Source organism: Clostridiales bacterium, from assembly GCA_018333995.1.
Lineage (GTDB): Bacteria > Actinomycetota > Coriobacteriia > Anaerosomatales > SLCP01 > JAGXSG01.
On sequence record JAGXSG010000030.1, the window covers coordinates 13,018 to 29,628 of the forward strand.

A 16,611-nucleotide genomic window follows, 5' to 3' on the forward strand; every position below is an offset into this window, starting at 1 on the left:
GCCCAAGCGGTCAGTCAGGCGCCGCCGGGAGTTACGAGTCCGCTTTCGTAGGCGATCACCACGAGCTGCGCCCTGTCACGGGCGGCGAGCTTCGTCAGGATGCGCGAGACGTGCGTCTTCGCGGTCATGGGGCTGATGAATAGCCTCTCGGCGATCTCGCCATTACTGAGCCCATGGGCGACTAGGCCCAGGATCTCGCGCTCGCGCTCGGTGAGCACGTGCAGGGCTGTCGGGTTCAGGCGGGAGATGCTGGGGCGCGAGGCGAACTCACGCACGAGGCGCCGAGTGATGCTTGGGGCGAGGAGCGCATCACCCTGCGCAATCACCCGAATCGCTTCGATGAGCTGATCGGGCTCTGTGTCTTTGAGCAGGAACCCGCTCGCTCCCGCCCGCAGTGCCTGGTAGACATAGTCGTCCGCGTCGAAAGTCGTGAGCACGAGCACACGCGGACCGTCTTCTCGCTTCTCATCGAGTATGCGCCGCGTCGCTTCGAGCCCGTCGGTACCCGGCATGCGCACGTCCATCAGCACCACGTCGGGTGAGAGTAGTGCCGTCATGGCGACGGCGCTCTCGCCATCCTCGGCTTCACCTACAACCTCCAGGCCGTCGGCCGCGTCCACGAGCACTCGGAAGCCGGCGCGCACAAGCGCTTGATCATCGGCGATAAGGACCTTGATCGTCATGAGGTTCCTCCAAGCGGGATGGTCGCGGTGACCTCGAATCCTCCACTATCGCGCGGACTTGCCGCAAACGTGCCGCCAAGAGCCTCGATCCGCTCGCGCATGCCGCGTATCCCATGGCCGTCAAGAATGGCGGCGGTATTCTGGCCGTCATCGCTTATGCGTAGTCTGAGCGCATCAGAGGCGTCTATGTGAACCTCGATATGCCGAGGTGATGCATGGCGCACCGCGTTTGTGAGCGCCTCTTGCACGATGCGGTAGGCCGAGACTGAAGCGAATGCGGGTATGGCTTCGAGGTTGCCGTTCAACACCAGGCTAACCCGGTATCCGGCGTCTCGGACCTGGGTGACCAGACGTTCAACATCGGTGATACCCGGGGTCGGCTCCAGTCGCGCGCCGCCCTCGTCAGTGCGCATCACGCCGAGCACGGAACGCACTTCGGCGAGCGCCTGCTTGCCGGTCAAGCGAATGTGACGGATAGACTCGCTTGCTTTCTCGGGATCTCGTCTCACGAGTGTCTCAGCCGCCGCGGCTTGCACTGTGACAATCGAAAGACTGTGTGCGAGGACGTCATGCAGCTCACGTGCTATCCGGATACGCTCTTCGCTAACGCGGCGGGACGCTTCCTCTTCGCGTGTGCGCTCAGCGTCTGTGGCTCGTTGCTTGAGCGCTTCGATGTACTCTCGTCGGCTACGGACGCTGTCGCCCAGGAACGCGGATGCGGACATGAGCACCACAGCGGAAACCGACTCGCGTAGCCAGCGCATGTCCTGCGAAGCGGTTAACAGCGGGATGGCGAGCACCGCGGCCAGCACGAGCGCCGCAATCCACCGGGGGCGCCTACGTGTGGCCATCGAGGCCGTGGTATAGAGCGCGATCATGGGGCCGAGTAGCGCGAACGCGGGCGGACGAGGCTCCAACGCATAAGCGAGGGCGAAACCGGTTGAAAGCGCGAGCGCTATTAGCGGGTTAGTGCGCCGTAGAGCGAGGGGGAGGAAACAGCCCGCGACGAGCAGGTACGTGAACGCGTCCGTAACTTGCGTTCCTATCGGCGGGGTGCCAGGAGGCAAGGGAGCCTTGCCTGCGAGTAATGAGTCAACGGTCCAGACTTGCAACATGGTCAGCATCGCAAGACCCACCGCCATCGCGGTGTCTACCGCGAGCGGGGACGCGTTCTCGATGCGCTGTCGAAGTAAGGCAAGCATGTAGTCATCGTAATGCGACGCGGGGCGCTCCGATAGCCACTCAGGGTGTATGTGCGCGTGCTACCGGGGGAGCACGTGGCGGCCCGCGACCCGAAATGGCTTCCACATGAGGGCGAGCGCACGGGGACATTCCTTTATTGCCGCGTGCTTCGGCGGACCATGACGCCCTGTGCGCGGTTACGCCCAGCGGTACGCCGGGAATCGTCGTGGGAGGACCGACGAGAAAGGTGGACGGACAGATGACTGATGACAAAGCGCGCGCGAAGCCAGCGCGTAAGTCTGCGTCGAAGAAGGCCGACGGACTCGCCGAAGTTCGTGCGAACATCGCCGAAATGCCCGAGCCTGACCGGATGATGGCCGAGAGATTTCACTCGATCATCGAGAGAACAGCGCCCTCGCTCACGCCCAGGATGTGGTACGGGATGCCGGCGTACGCGAAAGACGGCAAGGTGCTGTGCTTCTTCCAGAGCGCGTCGAAGTTCAAGGTAAGGTACGCGACATTTGGATTCGAGCCGGAAGCCGCGCTCGATGACGGCGCCATGTGGCCGACGGCGTTTGCCCTGACTTCGCTGGGCGACGACGAAGAGAAGCGGATAGCCGCCCTCGTCAAGAGGGCTCTTTGGCCTACTGCGGCGGTTGACACGTCTGGCACGGAGTGAACCCGCGAGCCTTGGCCTCGTCGAGTGTCACGGGGATTTTGCTCCTGGCTAGGTGCCGGCACTCGCCGGTATGGTATCGTTCGCCGGTTCTCGTGATGTAGACGGTAGTGCCGCCTGGGGGGTCGCCGCGCACGCCGGTGCCGCTTGGTGCGGCCGGTGCCTCGCCGCCCACACTCCAAAGGCCGCGCCCGGCTTCGCGCGCTTCGACCTGGTAGCGGGTGAAACGGTCAACGTAGCGGACGTTGGGCGGAAAGGTCGACAGCTGCGCGAAGCCGTCCAGCAGGAGACGGGCGTTGAGCATCTTCGCGCGGATCTCGGCGTCCGTGGCCGCGGATGGCTGTTCAAGCCAGATGTAGGCGAGCATTCGCCCGTAGCGGTCGCGCGGTTCGATGTCGGTCTCGAGCCACACACGCGCGCCGATTGGGAGGGCGCGTGCGGTGTATGCGGACGACTCCCGGCCGTATGGCTCGACCCCTCCGTGGGTTTCCGGTGTGTCGACGCCGATGAAGCGCACCCGCTCCTCGACGCCGTTTTCCAGTCGGAAGCGTGCGGTGTCGCCGTCGGTGTGGCCCGTTACGGCGGCGGCGATGACCTTCGGAGCGGTGGCAGGCGGTTCGGGCGAAGGCGCAGGCGCAGGTGCAGGCGGGGGCGTCGGAGCGGGCGGGGGTGCAGGTGTAGGCGTGGGCGTGGGCGCAAGCGTGGCGTCCTCGGAATCTGCGACCGGCGCAGGCGTGAACGTCGCGTCCGCTGTGCAGCCGACGAGGGCGAGTCCCGCCAGGAGGAGCGGGAGCAGTCGCAGGGCAAGCGGACGAATTCCAGCCGCGATCCTCATGCATCAAGTATAACCGCCGGGGTTCGGCCAGCCGTCCGTGGCGTGTCCGGAGGCTCGGCGGACTTTGTGGAGTAGCGTTGGCTACGGGATGGAGAGCAGCTCGACCTCGAAGATGAGGGTCGCGTTTGGCGGAATTACGCCGCCTGCTCCACTCGCGCCATAGCCGAGATCCGGCGGGATCGTGAGCTTACGCTTCCCGCCCACCTTCATGCCCTCGACTCCCTGGTCCCAACCGGCGATGACCTGGCCTTGTCCAAGAGCGAACTGGAATGGTTGTCCTGAATCGAGCGAGGAGTCGAACTTGGTCCCGTCGGTGAGCCAGCCGGTGTAGTGTACGGTCACGTTGTTGCCGGCCGTGGCCACCGCGCCCGTTCCTGCGGTGATGTCTTCGATCACGAGTTCGGTGACGTCAGCCGCGGCGGGTGTCTCCGGGACTGTCTCTTCAGGCGGGGTTGTGACTTGCCCGGCGTCGGTTGGCGGCGTTTCCACCTCGTCGGCTGGAGTGCGGCCACATCCGGTGGTGACAGCAACGGCAAGCGCGGTGATGACGCAGAGCACGATGAGCGCTGATCTTCTGAGCACGTGAGCCTCCGATCGTTCGCGGGTACTCGCGTAGGGTAACGCACGCATCTTAAAGACGCACGCCCTGCCCGCGTACGGTGCCGCACCTTAGTGCACCGCGCATGACAAGCAGGGGTCGTACGCGCGCACGAGTTGTTCGATCTGCTGCACGAATTCGGTTTCGGGAAGTCCAGCGACTGTAGGAGCGAACGCGCGCATGTCAGCCTCGAGGTTTGCGAGGTTTTGCGCTGTTGGGGTGATCACGTCGCCTGCGGTGATGACCCCGCTGTCGTCTATCGAGATGCCATGGTACAGGGTGCCGCGCGGCGCCTCGGTCGCGCCACGGCCGCTGCCGACGCGGATCTCGAAGGAGACCGGAGCGCTCGAGCCTGTGTTCTCGATGAGAGCCTCGCACAGGTGCGCACATCGCTGGGCGCAGTCGACGAGTTCGATCGCTTGGCAGAGGTTGTTGTGGAAGGTGTTGCGGGATGGACGGCTGAAACCCGCCTTCTCGGCGACAAGCTGCGCTGCTGGCATGAGTCGCTTCCACGAAAGGTTGACGCGGGCGAGCGCGCCAACGAGAAACGTCCGCCCATCGACAGTTGTGTGCTTCGCGTTGCTGTGGCTAACAACCGACTCGCTGAGGAACTCGGGATACTCGGAGACTGGACGGCGCCATCCAGCATCCATCGCACATACGTCGCCGTCGTAGATGGCGTAAGTATCCGGTGAAGACAGGCCGAGCATGTCGCCGGAGGTTTCAAACTCCGGAACGGTGAAACCCGCGAACAGCTCCACCGTGTCGGCGGCGTCTCTCGCCGCGGCGTGCAGCCGCTCAGAGAAATCCGCGAGATCCGTCGTGCTCGGCTCGGCGGTGAATCCTCCGATGGCGGCGGTGACCGGGTGGACGGCGCGGCCTCCGATGAGCGTAGTGAGATCGTTTCCGAGCTTTTTCAGAGTGAGGGCGCGAGCGACGATATCGGGCCGAGTCCGTGCGAGCGGGAAGACGCTCGGAAGGCCCACATAGTCCGGCGCGGCGAACAGGTAGAGATGCGTAGCGTGATTTTGCAGGTACGATCCGTAGACGAGAAGCTCGCGCAACATCCTTGTACGCGGACTCACTTCGATGCCGAGAGCTGATTCCACCGCCTTGATGCTCGTTAAGGTGTGGTTTGGCGAACAAATGCCGCAGATGCGGCTTGTGATGAGAGGCGCTTCATCGAACCGTCTGCCGATGATCATCGACTCGAACAACCGTGCGGGCTCGACGATGTCCATCTGAATCCGTTCGACCATTCCGCTCGTGACGTCGACGGAGATGGTGCCGTGCCCTTCGATCCGCGCCACATGCTCGACTGTCAGAGTGGTCATCGATCCTCCGAAGCCGAGTTGTACAGGTCAAGAACGGACTCGAATGCCTCGGGATCCACCCCGTGTTCCGCCACGATCAACCGGGCCGCTGCCATGTTTGCGTCCTTTGCTACTCCGCGACAACCGGTACAAGGCCTGCCGAGGGAGACGCATTTTGCGCCGCATCCGGTGCGCGTGACGAGTCCCAGACATACGATGCCGGCCTCGTACATGCAGGTGTTCTCAGCGATCTTGCATGCCGCGCACAGTGGCTCGCGTGGCGGACGGTTCGCCATTCCCCGCAACGCTCGCTGCATGACCGTGACGAACTCCGCGGGATCGATCGGACATCCGGGCACGTGGTAATCGACTTGGATGACCGCGCTTACGGGCATCGGAGAGATTCGCCCACACGCGACATCAGAGCTGCGCTCTCCGTAGACGCGATCGGCGTGTCCCTCGAGGTCGCCGTGCGTGACGAGCGCGGGCAGCCCGCCGCCGGTGGCGCACGCGCCGATCGCGATGATGCCGCCTGCGGTCGCCCGCACCTTGCGTAGCAGCTCTACGTGGTCCCTGGTCGTGACCGCGCCTTCGACTATGGCGACGTCGTACTCATCCGGCATGCGCCCGCTCGATGCAAGCTGCCAGTAGGAAAGATCGATCGTGCCTAACACGTCGAGGAGGTGGTCTTCCATATTGGTCATCTGTACCTGACACCCGTAGTCGCTCGCAAGGCCGATTACCACGACACGGGCGGGCACCTAGATCGCCTCCTGCAGGTTCATCGCTTCCCAGTAGTTGAATACTGGGCCGTCCACGCACGCGTACTGGTGCCCTACCCCGCAGTGTCCGCACTTGCCGATCCCGCACTTCATCCGCCGCTCGAAGCTCACATAGATGCGGTCGACGTCCATCTGCTTCTTGCGCATTTCGTCGATGACGTAGCGGTACATCACCGGCGGACCGCAGATCGCGCCGTACGTGCGTTGGGAGTCGACTTCGATGCGGCCGAAGAGGCCCGTGACGAGTCCGACTTCGCCGTCCCACGTTTCGTCCGGATGGTCGACCGTCATGATCAGCTCGAAGTCCTCACGGTGCCGCCACATGTCAAACTGACGACGGAAAAGTACCTCGCCAGGGTTGCGCGAACCGTAGAGGATCGTCACCTTGCCAAAGCTGTGCCGTTCGTCATGGATGTGATTGATGAGCGACTTCAGAGGCGCAATTCCCAGGCCGCCGGCTACCAGGAGCACGTCGTGCCCTTTCATCTCGTCGAAGGGAAAGCCCCGTCCAAACGGCCCGCGCAGGCCCACGATGTCGCCGCAGTGCATGGCGTGGAGCGCGCCGGTCACGTCGCCCGAATCCCGGACGCACAATTCGATGAAGCCCTGTTTCGAGGGTGCCGAGGATATCGAGATCGGCGCCTCACCTACACCGAATATCGAGAGCTCAACGAATTGTCCCGCGTCAAAGTCGAAGGCGTCACGGACGTCGTCGTCGATGAGCCGGAATTCGAAGAGCTTCTCGGTATCAGTGAGTTCGGTGATCGAGGTGATCCGAGCGGACCAAGGCAGGTACGGGTTGGCTTTGAGTTTGCGGTAGGCCTGCGCGGTGTCCCTCATTCATCTCCTCCAGATTGCAGGGCCGCGATCACGGTCCGCGGATCGATGCCTGCCTTGCACGCGCGCTCGCAACGAGCGCACCCGACGCAAAGCACTCGCTCGAACTTCGACAGGTAGCCCCACTGCTTGTGGTAGTAGCGGTACTTCACTCGGCTCGGGCGTGACCCTCGGAAGTTGTGTCCGTGAGCGACCTCGGCGAACTCGGAGAACTGGCAGCTGTCCCACGACCGGACACGTGATCCTTCTGTTCCGTCCGGCGAGAGGCGGTCTTTCACGTCGAAGCAGTAGCACGTTGGACATACCATTGAGCACGCGCCACAGCTGAGGCAACGCTCGCCAAGCTCTTCCCATACGGGGTCGTCAAACTTCGCATCGAGCAACAGCGGCAACTGCGCGGTGTCGAGCTGTTGCGTGAAGGACGCCTTGAACGCGCGGATGACGCGCTGGTAATCGGCGGTGTCGGCGTCGTTGATCGCACGCGTCTCGACGTGGCTGTCCAACAGTTCAGCGCCTTCCACCGAGCGCACGGACACGAAGTACCGGTCCTCCAGGTCGGTGAGGAAGATGTCGAAACCCCAGTGGACCTCGTCGGTGCCCCACGCGTTGCAAAAACAGGTGCCGCTCGGCGTACAGCCGATGCCCACGATGAGGGTGCTTTCCCTCCGGGAGCGGTAGTACGGATCCTCATACCCGCCGAGAAAGACGTTGTCCATCAGCATAAGCGCGTTGAGGTCGCACGAATGCAGTCCAAAGAGCACACGGCGTCCGGCTGGAACAGCTGTCGCGGAAGCTTCGCCGTCGGTGACCGAGAACGACATGAGCTCCTCGGAGGGTGGCAGGAAGTACTTCTTGGCTGGCAGCAGCGTGGTGTCGTAGTCGAGCCGGAGGTCTTCCGGGTCCGCAATCGAGGCGAAGACGAAGTCGTCACCCTTCGCTACAGGGCCAATCACCTCGAAGTCTGTCGATAGCCCTCGAATGAGTTCGGCGATGCGGTCCTTTTCCATGATGCGAAAGAACAAGTTCGTCCCCGATCCGCAACTGTTGATACGCCACGTGCGACGTGCGCGGTCTGCGTGATTGTAGTTGCCATCCAAGGCTCCGCCAAGGCTAGAGCAAGGCGGTCCAGAGCACTGCCGCAGCGGTGAGTCCACCCAAAGACAGGCCGAGTATCCCCCACCGGGCGTATCGCGTCGATAGGGTTAGCACGCCGGCGGCCATGCCGACGAACCACGCGAGCACGCCGATGGTTGCGATGACTTGGCCGAAGACGTCCGTAGCGGCCTCGCTTCCGCCCATGGCCCAGGATCCGGCCGAGGCGGCCAGTGAGGCACCGCACCCGATAACACACACCGCGGCCATCATCTTGCTGGAGATGAGACGCTTTTTGGGCACAGTGAGACTCCTCTCGTTTCTCGTAATGGTACGTCACTGTGGCAAGATGAAATACTGTACTCCGGGTCAAATCGGTCGATGGGTATCTTGTAGTGGATGACAGGCGGTCCGCCGAGCGTGGCGGTCCGTGTCACCGATCCCGGCGAAGAGAGGAATCGCGGATGACGAGACGAGAAGCCGAGCACGCTGTCACAACCGGGCGGACCGAAGCCACGCGCCCGTGGCACGCGTTGACAACCGAGGAGGTGACTGACGCCTTCGGGACGACTTCAACCGGTTTGACCTCGACTGAGGCGGCTGAACGACTTGCCGAGCATGGACGCAACCTCATCCCTCGCGGCAAGGGCGACTCGGTGCTCGATCTCTTGTGGCGGCAGATCAACAACCCACTCATATGGGTGCTGATCGCCTCGGCGGCCGTCGCGATGTTAGCTGATCCGGTCGACGGCATGAAGAACGGCCTTGTCATCCTGGGTGTCGTCGTGCTCAACACTCTCATCGGCTTCGGTCAGGAGTACAAGGCGAGCAAAGCCATCGAAGCGCTCACTCAAATGGTGCCAGAAAACGTCGCGGTCATGAGGGACGGCAGGAAGATCACGCTTGCGGCGTCCGAGATCGTCCCGGGTGACGTGGTCGTGCTCGCCAGTGGAGACCGGGTCCCAGCTGACGTGCGCCTCATCGAACTGCGCAACCTTCGGATCGAGGAAGCGGCGCTCACGGGGGAGTCCGTCCCCTCGGCCAAAGACCTCCAGCCCGTGGATGAGGCGGCGGGAATCGGCGATCGCGACAGCATGGCGTACGCGGGGACGGTGGTCACGTACGGGACGGGATCCGCGGTCGTGGTGGCTACCGCCGCGGACACGGAGCTCGGGCGGATATCGACGATGCTCAAGGAGACTACGAGCCTGCTGACTCCCCTCACGAAGGATCTCGCGACGATTGGGAAATGGATTTCTGTCGGGATCGTCGCGCTTGCCGTGGCGATGCTTTTCGCGGGCACGTGGCGGACGATGGCGGAGACGGGGATCGAGTGGTTCCCGGCGCTGCGAGAGACGGTGATCTTTGCGATCGCGCTCGCTGTGGGAGCGATTCCCGAGGGTCTGCCAGCGATCGTGACGATCGCGCTCGCGATCGGTGTCCAGCGCATGGCCGCGCGAAACGCGGTCGTACGCAAGCTGCCGGCTGTCGAGACGCTTGGCTCGACGACTGTCATCTGCACCGACAAGACCGGGACGCTCACGCGCAACGAGATGACTGTGCAGGAACTCTGGACCCCGGGTTTCGGCGCGTACAGTGTCTCGGGGGTCGGGTACGAGCCAACGGGTGAACTCGTGCGCGACGGGGCGGTCCTCGAGCATGTGCCGGACGACGTCGCCGCGCTGTTGCGTGCCGGCGCGCTGTGCAACGACGCGTCTTTAGCCCAGGAGGAAGGTCAGTGGAAGCTGCATGGAGATCCCACTGAGGGCGCTTTGGTAGTCGCCGCGGAAAAACTTGGTATCAGCTCTGAGCGGCTCAGGGCCGATCACCGCCGGCTCGACGTAATCCCCTTCGAGTCCGAGAACCAGTTCATGGCGACCCTTCACGATCAGGACGGCGGCACGATCCTGCTCAAGGGCGCTCCCGAAGTCGTGCTGCGTCGCTGCCGCGTCGAGGGTGACGTGCTTGGCGAAGTGGAGTCTCTAGCGGCTCGAGGCATGCGGGTTCTCGCGTTCGCGTCGAAACCGGCGCAGGGGCGTGCCGCAGTGGACATGCATGACATGGAGGACGGGTTTGAACTCCTCGGCCTCCAGGGGATGATCGACCCTCCTCGGCCGGAAGCGATTCGAGCGATCGAGCGGTGCCATGCGGCAGGTATAACCGTGAAGATGATCACCGGTGACCATAAGGCGACCGCTCGAGCGATAGCCGCGGAGATAGGCATACTGGACGACGCGGCCGGTGCGAAGGTGACCACGGGTGTCGATCTCGCTGTGATGTCAGATGACGAGCTGTACGAGGTCGCCCATACGTGCAACGTGTTCGCCCGGGTGGCCCCGGAACACAAGCTCAAGCTCGTGAACGCATTGCAGCGCCGCGGTGAGGTCGTTGCGATGACCGGTGACGGCGTGAACGACGCACCGGCGCTCAAGCAGGCCGACATCGGGGTCGCGATGGGAATCACCGGCACCGCAGCGTCCAAAGAGGCTGCCGAGATCGTTCTTGCCGATGACAACTTCGCGTCGATCTCAGCGGCGGTCGAAGAAGGCAGGCGCGTGTACGACAACCTCATCAAGTCGCTCGTCTTTGTGTTGCCCACCAATCTCGGGCTTGCGCTAATCCTCGCGTGTGCGGTTGTGTTCTTTCCCTTTGGTGAAGTTACGAGGATTGTCGACGGTGAATTGCAGACGGTGCGCGAGTTGTTGCTGCCGATGGCGCCGGTACAGCTACTGTGGATCAATCTCGTGGCCGCTGTCGCGCTCGCGCTGCCGCTCGCCTTCGAGGCTAAAGAGCCCGGTGTCATGCGGCGCCCGCCGCGCGATCCCAAAGCCCCGGTGCTCAGCGGCTTTGTGATCATGCGCGTGATTGTTGTGGCGATTCTCATGACCGCCGGGGCGCTCGCGCTGTTTACGGTGGCGTTTCGCGAAGCGGCGCCTGGTCAGGAGAGCGCGCTGGCCAACGCGCAGACGATGGCGGTGACGACCGTCATCATGTTCCAGATCTTCTACCTGTTCAACTGCCGGTCGCTCCGTGATTCGGTCCTCGATATCGGAGTGTTCTCAAACCGCCAGGTCTTCATCGGGATCGGTGCGGTCGTCGTGTTTCAGGCGCTCTTCATCTACGCGCCGTTCATGCAGTCGCTTTTCGGTTCAGCTCCGCTGAGTCCGGTTGACGTCCTCATGACCGTTGCCGCCGGCGCGATCATCCTCCCGGTGATCACGATCGAGAAATCGTTGCGCCGGCGATTGGAGCGTGCATGATCAACGCCGTTGATCCGGCACGCGGGGGCGATAATATCATCCAGGCGCGCGATGTACGGATGCGCTACGGTGCCAACGATGTGCTGCACGGGGTCTCCTTCGATGTCGATCAGGGAGAGGTCGTCGCGTTGCTCGGACCTAACGGCGCGGGCAAGACGACCATGATCGAGATACTCGAAGGGCTCAGGGTGCGGTCGGCCGGGGATGTCGCGGTGCTCGGCGAGGACCCGGCCAGCGCTGGTGAAGACTGGCGGTCGCGCACGGGGGTAGTCCTCCAGTCGTGGCGCGATCACGCGCGGTGGACGCCGAGGATGCTTCTTGCGCACATCGGCCGCTACTACGAGCCGTACTCGACGCCACAGCGGCGGCGCCCGCGCGACGCCGACCGGCTGCTTGCGGCGGTCGGTCTTGATGATAAGGCGGACCATAAGATTCGAACGCTCTCAGGAGGCCAGCGTCGTAGGCTCGACGTGGCTATCGGTCTCATCGGCAATCCGGAGCTGTTGTTCCTCGACGAGCCAACAGCGGGACTCGACCCTCACGGGCGCAGGGAATTTCACGACCTCGTGAAAGCGTTGAGCGAGAGAGACGATACGACCATCCTGCTCACGACACACGATCTTGCCGAGGCGGAGCGGCTCGCAGACCGGATCATGGTGCTGGCCGCCGGGCGCATCATCGCGAATGGAAGCGCCGAGGCTCTCGCCCGCCAGATCGGGCGTGAAGCGCTGGTCCGCTGGCGGGAGGATGGTGTCGAGCGCGAGCGCGCGACTTCAGATCCCACGGCGTTCGTGCGAGAGCTGCTCACTTGCGATAGCCGCCATGTCAGTGACCTCGAAGTCAGAAGGCCCTCTCTTGAGGAGACCTACCTCGCCCTCGTCCATGAACACGAGGGAGGCCACCAACTGAAAAGTGGCGCGCTGTTTGAGGAGGCGAGAGCGTGAGCGCCATGGCGCATGCGATCAGGATCGGTCTTGCCCGCGGTTGGACGGACTTCTCGCTCAGCATCAGGAGCGTGCAGGATCAAGTCTCAACGGCGATCATGCCGCTTGTGACGATCGGATACCTGTACTACCAGCGTGATACTCCTGTCGAGGGCACGACACTCATGCTCCCCGCCGTCGCCCTGCCGAGCATCCTTGCGGCACTGATAGTGTTCGGACTGGTCACCGGTCCGGCGTTTCAGCTGGCGATGGATCGCGAGGATGGGACGCTGCTGCGCGCCAAGTGCGCCCCGCACGGGACCACCGGCTACGTTACCGGCCAGGTCGTCTATCACTCCCTCAATACGGTGCTGATCCTCGTGGTGATCATGGTTCCGAGCGCGATCGTCTTCGACGCGTTTGGTGCCCGAGGGATGGATGGATGGATCACGTTTTCGTGGGTGGTCTGGCTCGGCCTGCTCGCGACAATGCCGATCGGCATCGTGATCGGATCGGTTGTCCCGAGCTCTCGCGCCACGGTCACGTGGGCGATGCTTCCCCTCATGGCGCTTACCGTGATATCCGGGATCTTCTTCCCCATGACGCGCTTGTGGGAGTGGGTGCAGGTTGTCGCGCAGATGTTCCCGATGTACTGGATCGGTCTGGGACTGCGCTCGGCGTTCTTGCCTGCCGAGGCGGCGGTGATCGAACTGGGAGGCGCGTGGCGTCCGGTCGAGACCGCGCTGGTGCTTGGCGTATGGGCCGCAGCTGGCCTGTCGATAGCCCCGCGGGTGGTTCGCCGCATGGCTCGCCGCCAGTCTGGCGCGGCTGTCGCCAAGGCTCGTGATGAAGCGGCTCAGTGGGGCCAGTAGCGGGTACGTACTCGCTGTCAGCTGAATTCGCGCGGCGGATCGGCTGGCTTTTGCTAGACATCGCTACGGCGGGATAGGAAGGGGTGGCGTGTTGTGAGAAGGACAGTGACCTTGATGGCGGTGGCGATACTCGCTGTGGGGATAGCGGGTTGCACGGCTGTTCAAGAACAGGTAGCGGAAGAGGTAACGGAGGGGATTGCGGGCGAGGTGGTCGGGGGCAACGTGGAAATCAGCGGTGATGGCGTCACCATCGAGACTCCGGAGGGGCAGGTCGCGGTAGGCGATTCCGCGACACTCCCGGATGGTTTCCCAGCGGATTTTCCGATCCCAGGCGATGCGGTCATCACGAGTTCGACGGGCACCTCGAGCCAAGGGGAGAGCGCATTTTGGGTGAATCTGACCAGGCCAGGTACCGTCACAGACGCCTTTGAGTGGTACAAGACCGAGCTTCCAGCGGCCGGGTGGACGATTGCGCTTGAGGTAGCGGCATCTCAGGGAGCCGGTAACGAGGCGACGCTGCAGGCGGAGAAGGATCAGCTCAGCGCCACGATGAGTATCACCGAAGGTGCTGAAGGCGCGGACATCGCCCTAGTGCTCATGGGCGGGGGGCCGTGATCGCGGGGGGGCGGGGCGCCAAGATAGTTGACGTAGTAGGAACTATTATCATATAAGAATGATAGCGGTAAGGAATGTTTGCGAAGAGTTGCTGGGAGGAGCGGGCGAAATGAGTCAGCACAACACAGGCCTTGCGGCAGGAGCTGGCCACGGACATCCGGGTGCCCGCGGCACCTCGAACAAGGAGTGGTGGCCCAATAGCCTCGACCTTGGAATCCTCCACCAGAACCCGTCCGCGGGTGACCCGATGGGCGAGGAGTTCGATTACGCCGAGGCGTTCGCCGCACTCGACTTAGGGGCCGTCAAGAACGATCTGTACGCGCTCATGACCGACTCGCAAGAGTGGTGGCCGGCGGATTACGGCCACTACGGCGGGTTGTTCATCCGGATGGCGTGGCACAGCGCGGGCACGTACCGCACGGGCGACGGCCGAGGCGGCGGCGGATCAGGGACGCAGCGCTTCGCGCCACTTAACAGCTGGCCCGACAACGCGAACCTCGACAAGGCGCGCCGTCTGCTCTGGCCCATCAAACAGAAGTACGGTCGCGCGATCTCGTGGGCGGATCTCATGATACTCGCTGGCAACTGCGCGCTTGAGTCGATGGGGTTCAAGACGTTCGGTTTTGGCGGGGGCCGAGAGGACATTTGGGAGCCCGAGCAGGACATCTACTGGGGTTCCGAGAGGGAGTGGCTCGGCGATCAACGCTACTCCGGTGACCGCAAGCTCGAGACTCCGCTCGCGGCGGTGCAGATGGGCCTCATCTACGTGAACCCGCAAGGTCCTAATGGCAATCCGGATCCGGTGGCTTCCGGGCGCGACGTCCGGGAGACCTTCGGACGTATGGGCATGAACGACGAGGAGACAGTCGCGCTCATCGCCGGTGGGCACACGTTTGGCAAGGCGCACGGCGCGGCTCCCGATTCGCACGTCGGGCCTGATCCAGAGGCGGCGCCAATCGAGGAACAGGGACTTGGCTGGAAGAGCAGTTTTGGAAGCGGCAAGGCGGGCGACACGATAACAAGCGGCATCGAAGGCGCGTGGAAGCCCGATCCCGTGAAGTGGGACATGGGCTACCTCAAGGTGTTGTTCAAGTACGAATGGGCGCTCGTGAAGAGTCCCGCAGGCGCGTACCAGTGGGTTGCGACGGACGTTGCCGAAGAAGACATGGTTGTAGACGCGTTCGACCCGTCAAAGAAGCACCGCCCCATGATGACCACCGCCGACCTGTCGCTTCGTTTTGATTCCGTATACGAGCCGATCGCCCGGCGCTTCGCCGAAAACCCCGATGAATTCGCGGATGCCTTCGCCCGTGCGTGGTTCAAACTGACCCATCGTGACATGGGACCGCGTTCGCGCTACCTCGGCTCAGAGGTGCCCGCAGAGGACCTTATCTGGCAAGATCCACTGCCAGCGGTTGGACACGAGCTCATCGACGAGCACGATGTCGCCGCCCTCAAGGAGAAGATCCTGTCATCCGGTCTGCCGGTTTCGGAGCTTGTCTCGACCGCGTGGGCTTCCGCTTCGACGTTTCGGGGGTCGGACAAGCGCGGCGGCGCGAACGGCGCTCGTATCCGGCTAGAGCCGCAGAAGGGTTGGGAGGTCAACGATCCCGCACGGTTGGCAAACGTAGTGAGCGCGCTCGAGGCGATTCAGCGCGAGTTCAACGCAGCCCACGCCGACGGCAAGAAGGTTTCGCTCGCCGACCTGATCGTGCTCGCAGGGTGCGCGGGTGTCGAGCAAGCCGCGAAGGCGGGCGGTCACGACGTGACGGTCCCGTTCACTCCCGGGCGCACCGACGCGTCTCAAGAACAGACGGACGTGCGCTCATTTTCTGTCCTTGAGCCGGTCGCGGACGGATTCCGCAACTACCTGAAGACTACTTTTTCCGTTTCCGCGGAAGAGCTTCTGCTTGATCGTGCGCAGCTGCTGACACTCACCGCTCCCGAGATGACGGTTCTGGTGGGCGGGTTGCGTGTCCTCGGGGCCAATGCGGGAAAATCCCAGCACGGCGTGTTCACAGATCGTCCCGGAGTGCTCACTAGCGACTTCTTTGTCAACTTGCTTGACATGGCCACGGTGTGGAAGCCAGTTTCGGAGTTCGGCGAGGAGTTTGAGGGCGTTGACCGGATGACCGGCGCCCCCAAGTGGATAGGTACCCGCGTCGACCTCATCTTTGGCTCGGACTCCCAGCTTCGCGCCCTTGCCGAGGTCTACGCGTGCGATGACGCCGCTGAGAAGTTCGTACACGACTTCGTAGCCGCGTGGGACAAGGTGATGAACCTCGATCGCTTCGACGTTGCATGAGCTCCGTCAGATCGCACTAGCCGCTTCCCGCGCCTCACTGCAACGGAACGGTGGGTTCATGACACTCGGTGCAGCCGTCTTCCTCGAAACGCCGATGGTTGTCGGGGAGTGAGTTGCGCTCTCCGGACTGGTGACAGAAGAGACACTCCCTGAAGTAGCCGTCGAGCGGATGAGGGACCGGTCCGGCGTAAGCTCGCGTAAGTCCCGCCGGCGCGGGCTCGCGCGACGCGGAGCGCGGGTCGACGGGGTGGCAGAGCAGGCATTCGTACGTCTCGAAAGCGAGATGCCCGGCGGGCATCCCGAGATCCCGCCCGGGATCGCCGTGGCAGTGCAGGCACCGTTCGTCACCCATCGCGACTGAGTGCGGCACGAGGACACGGGGTGCCTGACGGTGGCACGAGCCGCACGTGGGGACAGCGTAGTTGCGGTGTGTGACCGGGATAGTGCCGAGGGCGACAGCATGACACTCGAGGCAGGGTTCCGTGCGCTCGAGACCCGCGTGCGGATTTCTCGGCACGGGGGCCGTGCCTACTTCGCTGGGGGTGAGTGCCGCAGCCGCCAGAGCGAAGAGCACAGACGCGCTCGCGAACAGCCCGATGAGTAGCAGCACGGCCGTGGAGACGATACGGTGGTTCACG

Annotated in this window: 16 protein-coding genes; 6 read left to right on the forward strand and 10 right to left on the reverse strand. The window is 63.5% G+C overall.

Going from position 1 to position 16,611, the window contains the following annotated elements; genetic code table 11:
- Positions 1-14: 14 nt before the first annotated feature.
- Positions 15-683 (reverse strand): response regulator transcription factor, encoded by a 669-nt coding sequence (locus KGZ40_08585; protein ID MBS3957560.1) that lies wholly within the window; start codon positions 681-683, stop codon positions 15-17.
- Positions 680-1,885: a sensor histidine kinase gene (locus KGZ40_08590; GenBank protein MBS3957561.1), complete on the reverse strand. Its 1,206-nt coding sequence runs from the start codon at positions 1,883-1,885 to the stop codon at positions 680-682. Before KGZ40_08590 ends, KGZ40_08585 begins: the two co-directional genes overlap by 4 nt.
- Positions 1,886-2,124: 239 nt before the next feature.
- On the opposite strand from KGZ40_08590, the gene KGZ40_08595 reads away from it, so the two are divergent.
- On the forward strand, positions 2,125-2,544 hold the full coding sequence (locus tag KGZ40_08595; GenBank protein MBS3957562.1) for a DUF1801 domain-containing protein: 420 nt from the start codon (positions 2,125-2,127) through the stop codon (positions 2,542-2,544).
- Here the strand turns inward: KGZ40_08595 and KGZ40_08600 are convergent.
- The 7 genes from KGZ40_08600 to KGZ40_08630 all read right to left on the reverse strand — a co-directional run bounded on the left by KGZ40_08600 (position 2,510) and on the right by KGZ40_08630 (position 8,301).
- Positions 2,510-3,376 (reverse strand): thermonuclease family protein, encoded by an 867-nt coding sequence (locus KGZ40_08600; protein ID MBS3957563.1) that lies wholly within the window; start codon positions 3,374-3,376, stop codon positions 2,510-2,512. The two genes, KGZ40_08595 and KGZ40_08600, sit on opposite strands and share 35 nt — an antisense overlap.
- Before the next feature lie 81 nt (positions 3,377-3,457).
- The gene (locus KGZ40_08605; protein MBS3957564.1) at positions 3,458-4,006 is read right to left on the reverse strand and encodes an FKBP-type peptidyl-prolyl cis-trans isomerase; all 549 of its coding nucleotides are present in this window, start codon (positions 4,004-4,006) and stop codon (positions 3,458-3,460) included.
- A gap of 39 nt (positions 4,007-4,045) precedes the next feature.
- A complete protein-coding gene (locus KGZ40_08610) occupies positions 4,046-5,308 on the reverse strand; it encodes a Ni/Fe hydrogenase subunit alpha (GenBank protein ID MBS3957565.1) in 1,263 nt (420 codons plus the stop codon).
- Positions 5,305-5,991, reverse strand: a complete 687-nt coding sequence (locus KGZ40_08615) for an NADH:ubiquinone oxidoreductase (protein MBS3957566.1) — start codon at positions 5,989-5,991, stop codon at positions 5,305-5,307. The genes KGZ40_08610 and KGZ40_08615 overlap by 4 nt, the downstream gene beginning before the upstream one ends.
- Before the next feature lie 57 nt (positions 5,992-6,048).
- Positions 6,049-6,909 carry an FAD/NAD(P)-binding protein gene (locus KGZ40_08620; GenBank protein ID MBS3957567.1) on the reverse strand — a complete coding sequence of 287 codons (861 nt, stop codon included), beginning with the start codon at positions 6,907-6,909 and terminating at the stop codon, positions 6,049-6,051.
- Positions 6,906-7,928: a 4Fe-4S dicluster domain-containing protein gene (locus KGZ40_08625; GenBank protein ID MBS3957568.1), complete on the reverse strand. Its 1,023-nt coding sequence runs from the start codon at positions 7,926-7,928 to the stop codon at positions 6,906-6,908. The genes KGZ40_08620 and KGZ40_08625 overlap by 4 nt, the downstream gene beginning before the upstream one ends.
- A gap of 88 nt (positions 7,929-8,016) precedes the next feature.
- Entirely contained in the window at positions 8,017-8,301 is a 285-nt protein-coding gene (locus KGZ40_08630) for a hypothetical protein (protein MBS3957569.1), read from the reverse strand.
- 161 nt (positions 8,302-8,462) lie between these two features.
- Between KGZ40_08630 and KGZ40_08635 the strand changes: the two genes are divergently transcribed.
- The 5 genes from KGZ40_08635 (at position 8,463) to katG (ending at position 15,973) form a co-directional block, all read left to right on the forward strand.
- Positions 8,463-11,258 (forward strand): HAD-IC family P-type ATPase, encoded by a 2,796-nt coding sequence (locus tag KGZ40_08635; protein ID MBS3957570.1) that lies wholly within the window; start codon positions 8,463-8,465, stop codon positions 11,256-11,258.
- Complete coding sequence (locus tag KGZ40_08640) at positions 11,255-12,202, forward strand: ABC transporter ATP-binding protein (GenBank protein MBS3957571.1); 948 nt, start codon at positions 11,255-11,257, stop codon at positions 12,200-12,202. The genes KGZ40_08635 and KGZ40_08640 overlap by 4 nt, the downstream gene beginning before the upstream one ends.
- Complete coding sequence (locus KGZ40_08645; protein ID MBS3957572.1) at positions 12,199-13,053, forward strand: ABC transporter permease; 855 nt, start codon at positions 12,199-12,201, stop codon at positions 13,051-13,053. Before KGZ40_08640 ends, KGZ40_08645 begins: the two co-directional genes overlap by 4 nt.
- Before the next feature lie 114 nt (positions 13,054-13,167).
- The gene (locus tag KGZ40_08650; protein MBS3957573.1) at positions 13,168-13,668 is read left to right on the forward strand and encodes a hypothetical protein; all 501 of its coding nucleotides are present in this window, start codon (positions 13,168-13,170) and stop codon (positions 13,666-13,668) included.
- Positions 13,669-13,777: 109 nt separating this feature from the next.
- Positions 13,778-15,973: a catalase/peroxidase HPI gene (gene katG / locus KGZ40_08655; GenBank protein ID MBS3957574.1), complete on the forward strand. Its 2,196-nt coding sequence runs from the start codon at positions 13,778-13,780 to the stop codon at positions 15,971-15,973.
- Between the two features lie 34 nt (positions 15,974-16,007).
- Here katG and KGZ40_08660 read toward each other — a convergent pair whose 3' ends face one another.
- Positions 16,008-16,610 (reverse strand): hypothetical protein, encoded by a 603-nt coding sequence (locus KGZ40_08660; protein MBS3957575.1) that lies wholly within the window; start codon positions 16,608-16,610, stop codon positions 16,008-16,010.
- Position 16,611 lies beyond the last annotated feature (1 nt).

Excerpts from the sequence above, each read along its gene's own strand:
- KGZ40_08615 (MBS3957566.1), bottom strand. The coding sequence starts at position 5,991 with ATGACCAATATGGAAGACCACCTCCTCGACGTGTTAGGCACGATCGAT.
- KGZ40_08650 (MBS3957573.1), top strand. The coding sequence starts at position 13,168 with ATGGCGGTGGCGATACTCGCTGTGGGGATAGCGGGTTGCACGGCTGTT.
- KGZ40_08605 (MBS3957564.1), bottom strand. The coding sequence starts at position 4,006 with ATGCGTGCGTTACCCTACGCGAGTACCCGCGAACGATCGGAGGCTCAC.
- KGZ40_08595 (MBS3957562.1), top strand. The coding sequence starts at position 2,125 with ATGACTGATGACAAAGCGCGCGCGAAGCCAGCGCGTAAGTCTGCGTCG.
- KGZ40_08600 (MBS3957563.1), bottom strand. The coding sequence starts at position 3,376 with ATGAGGATCGCGGCTGGAATTCGTCCGCTTGCCCTGCGACTGCTCCCG.
- KGZ40_08620 (MBS3957567.1), bottom strand. The coding sequence starts at position 6,909 with ATGAGGGACACCGCGCAGGCCTACCGCAAACTCAAAGCCAACCCGTAC.
- katG (MBS3957574.1), top strand. The coding sequence starts at position 13,778 with ATGAGTCAGCACAACACAGGCCTTGCGGCAGGAGCTGGCCACGGACAT.
- KGZ40_08635 (MBS3957570.1), top strand. The coding sequence starts at position 8,463 with ATGACGAGACGAGAAGCCGAGCACGCTGTCACAACCGGGCGGACCGAA.
- KGZ40_08610 (MBS3957565.1), bottom strand. The coding sequence starts at position 5,308 with ATGACCACTCTGACAGTCGAGCATGTGGCGCGGATCGAAGGGCACGGC.
- KGZ40_08585 (MBS3957560.1), bottom strand. The coding sequence starts at position 683 with ATGACGATCAAGGTCCTTATCGCCGATGATCAAGCGCTTGTGCGCGCC.
- KGZ40_08590 (MBS3957561.1), bottom strand. The coding sequence starts at position 1,885 with ATGCTTGCCTTACTTCGACAGCGCATCGAGAACGCGTCCCCGCTCGCG.
- KGZ40_08640 (MBS3957571.1), top strand. The coding sequence starts at position 11,255 with ATGATCAACGCCGTTGATCCGGCACGCGGGGGCGATAATATCATCCAG.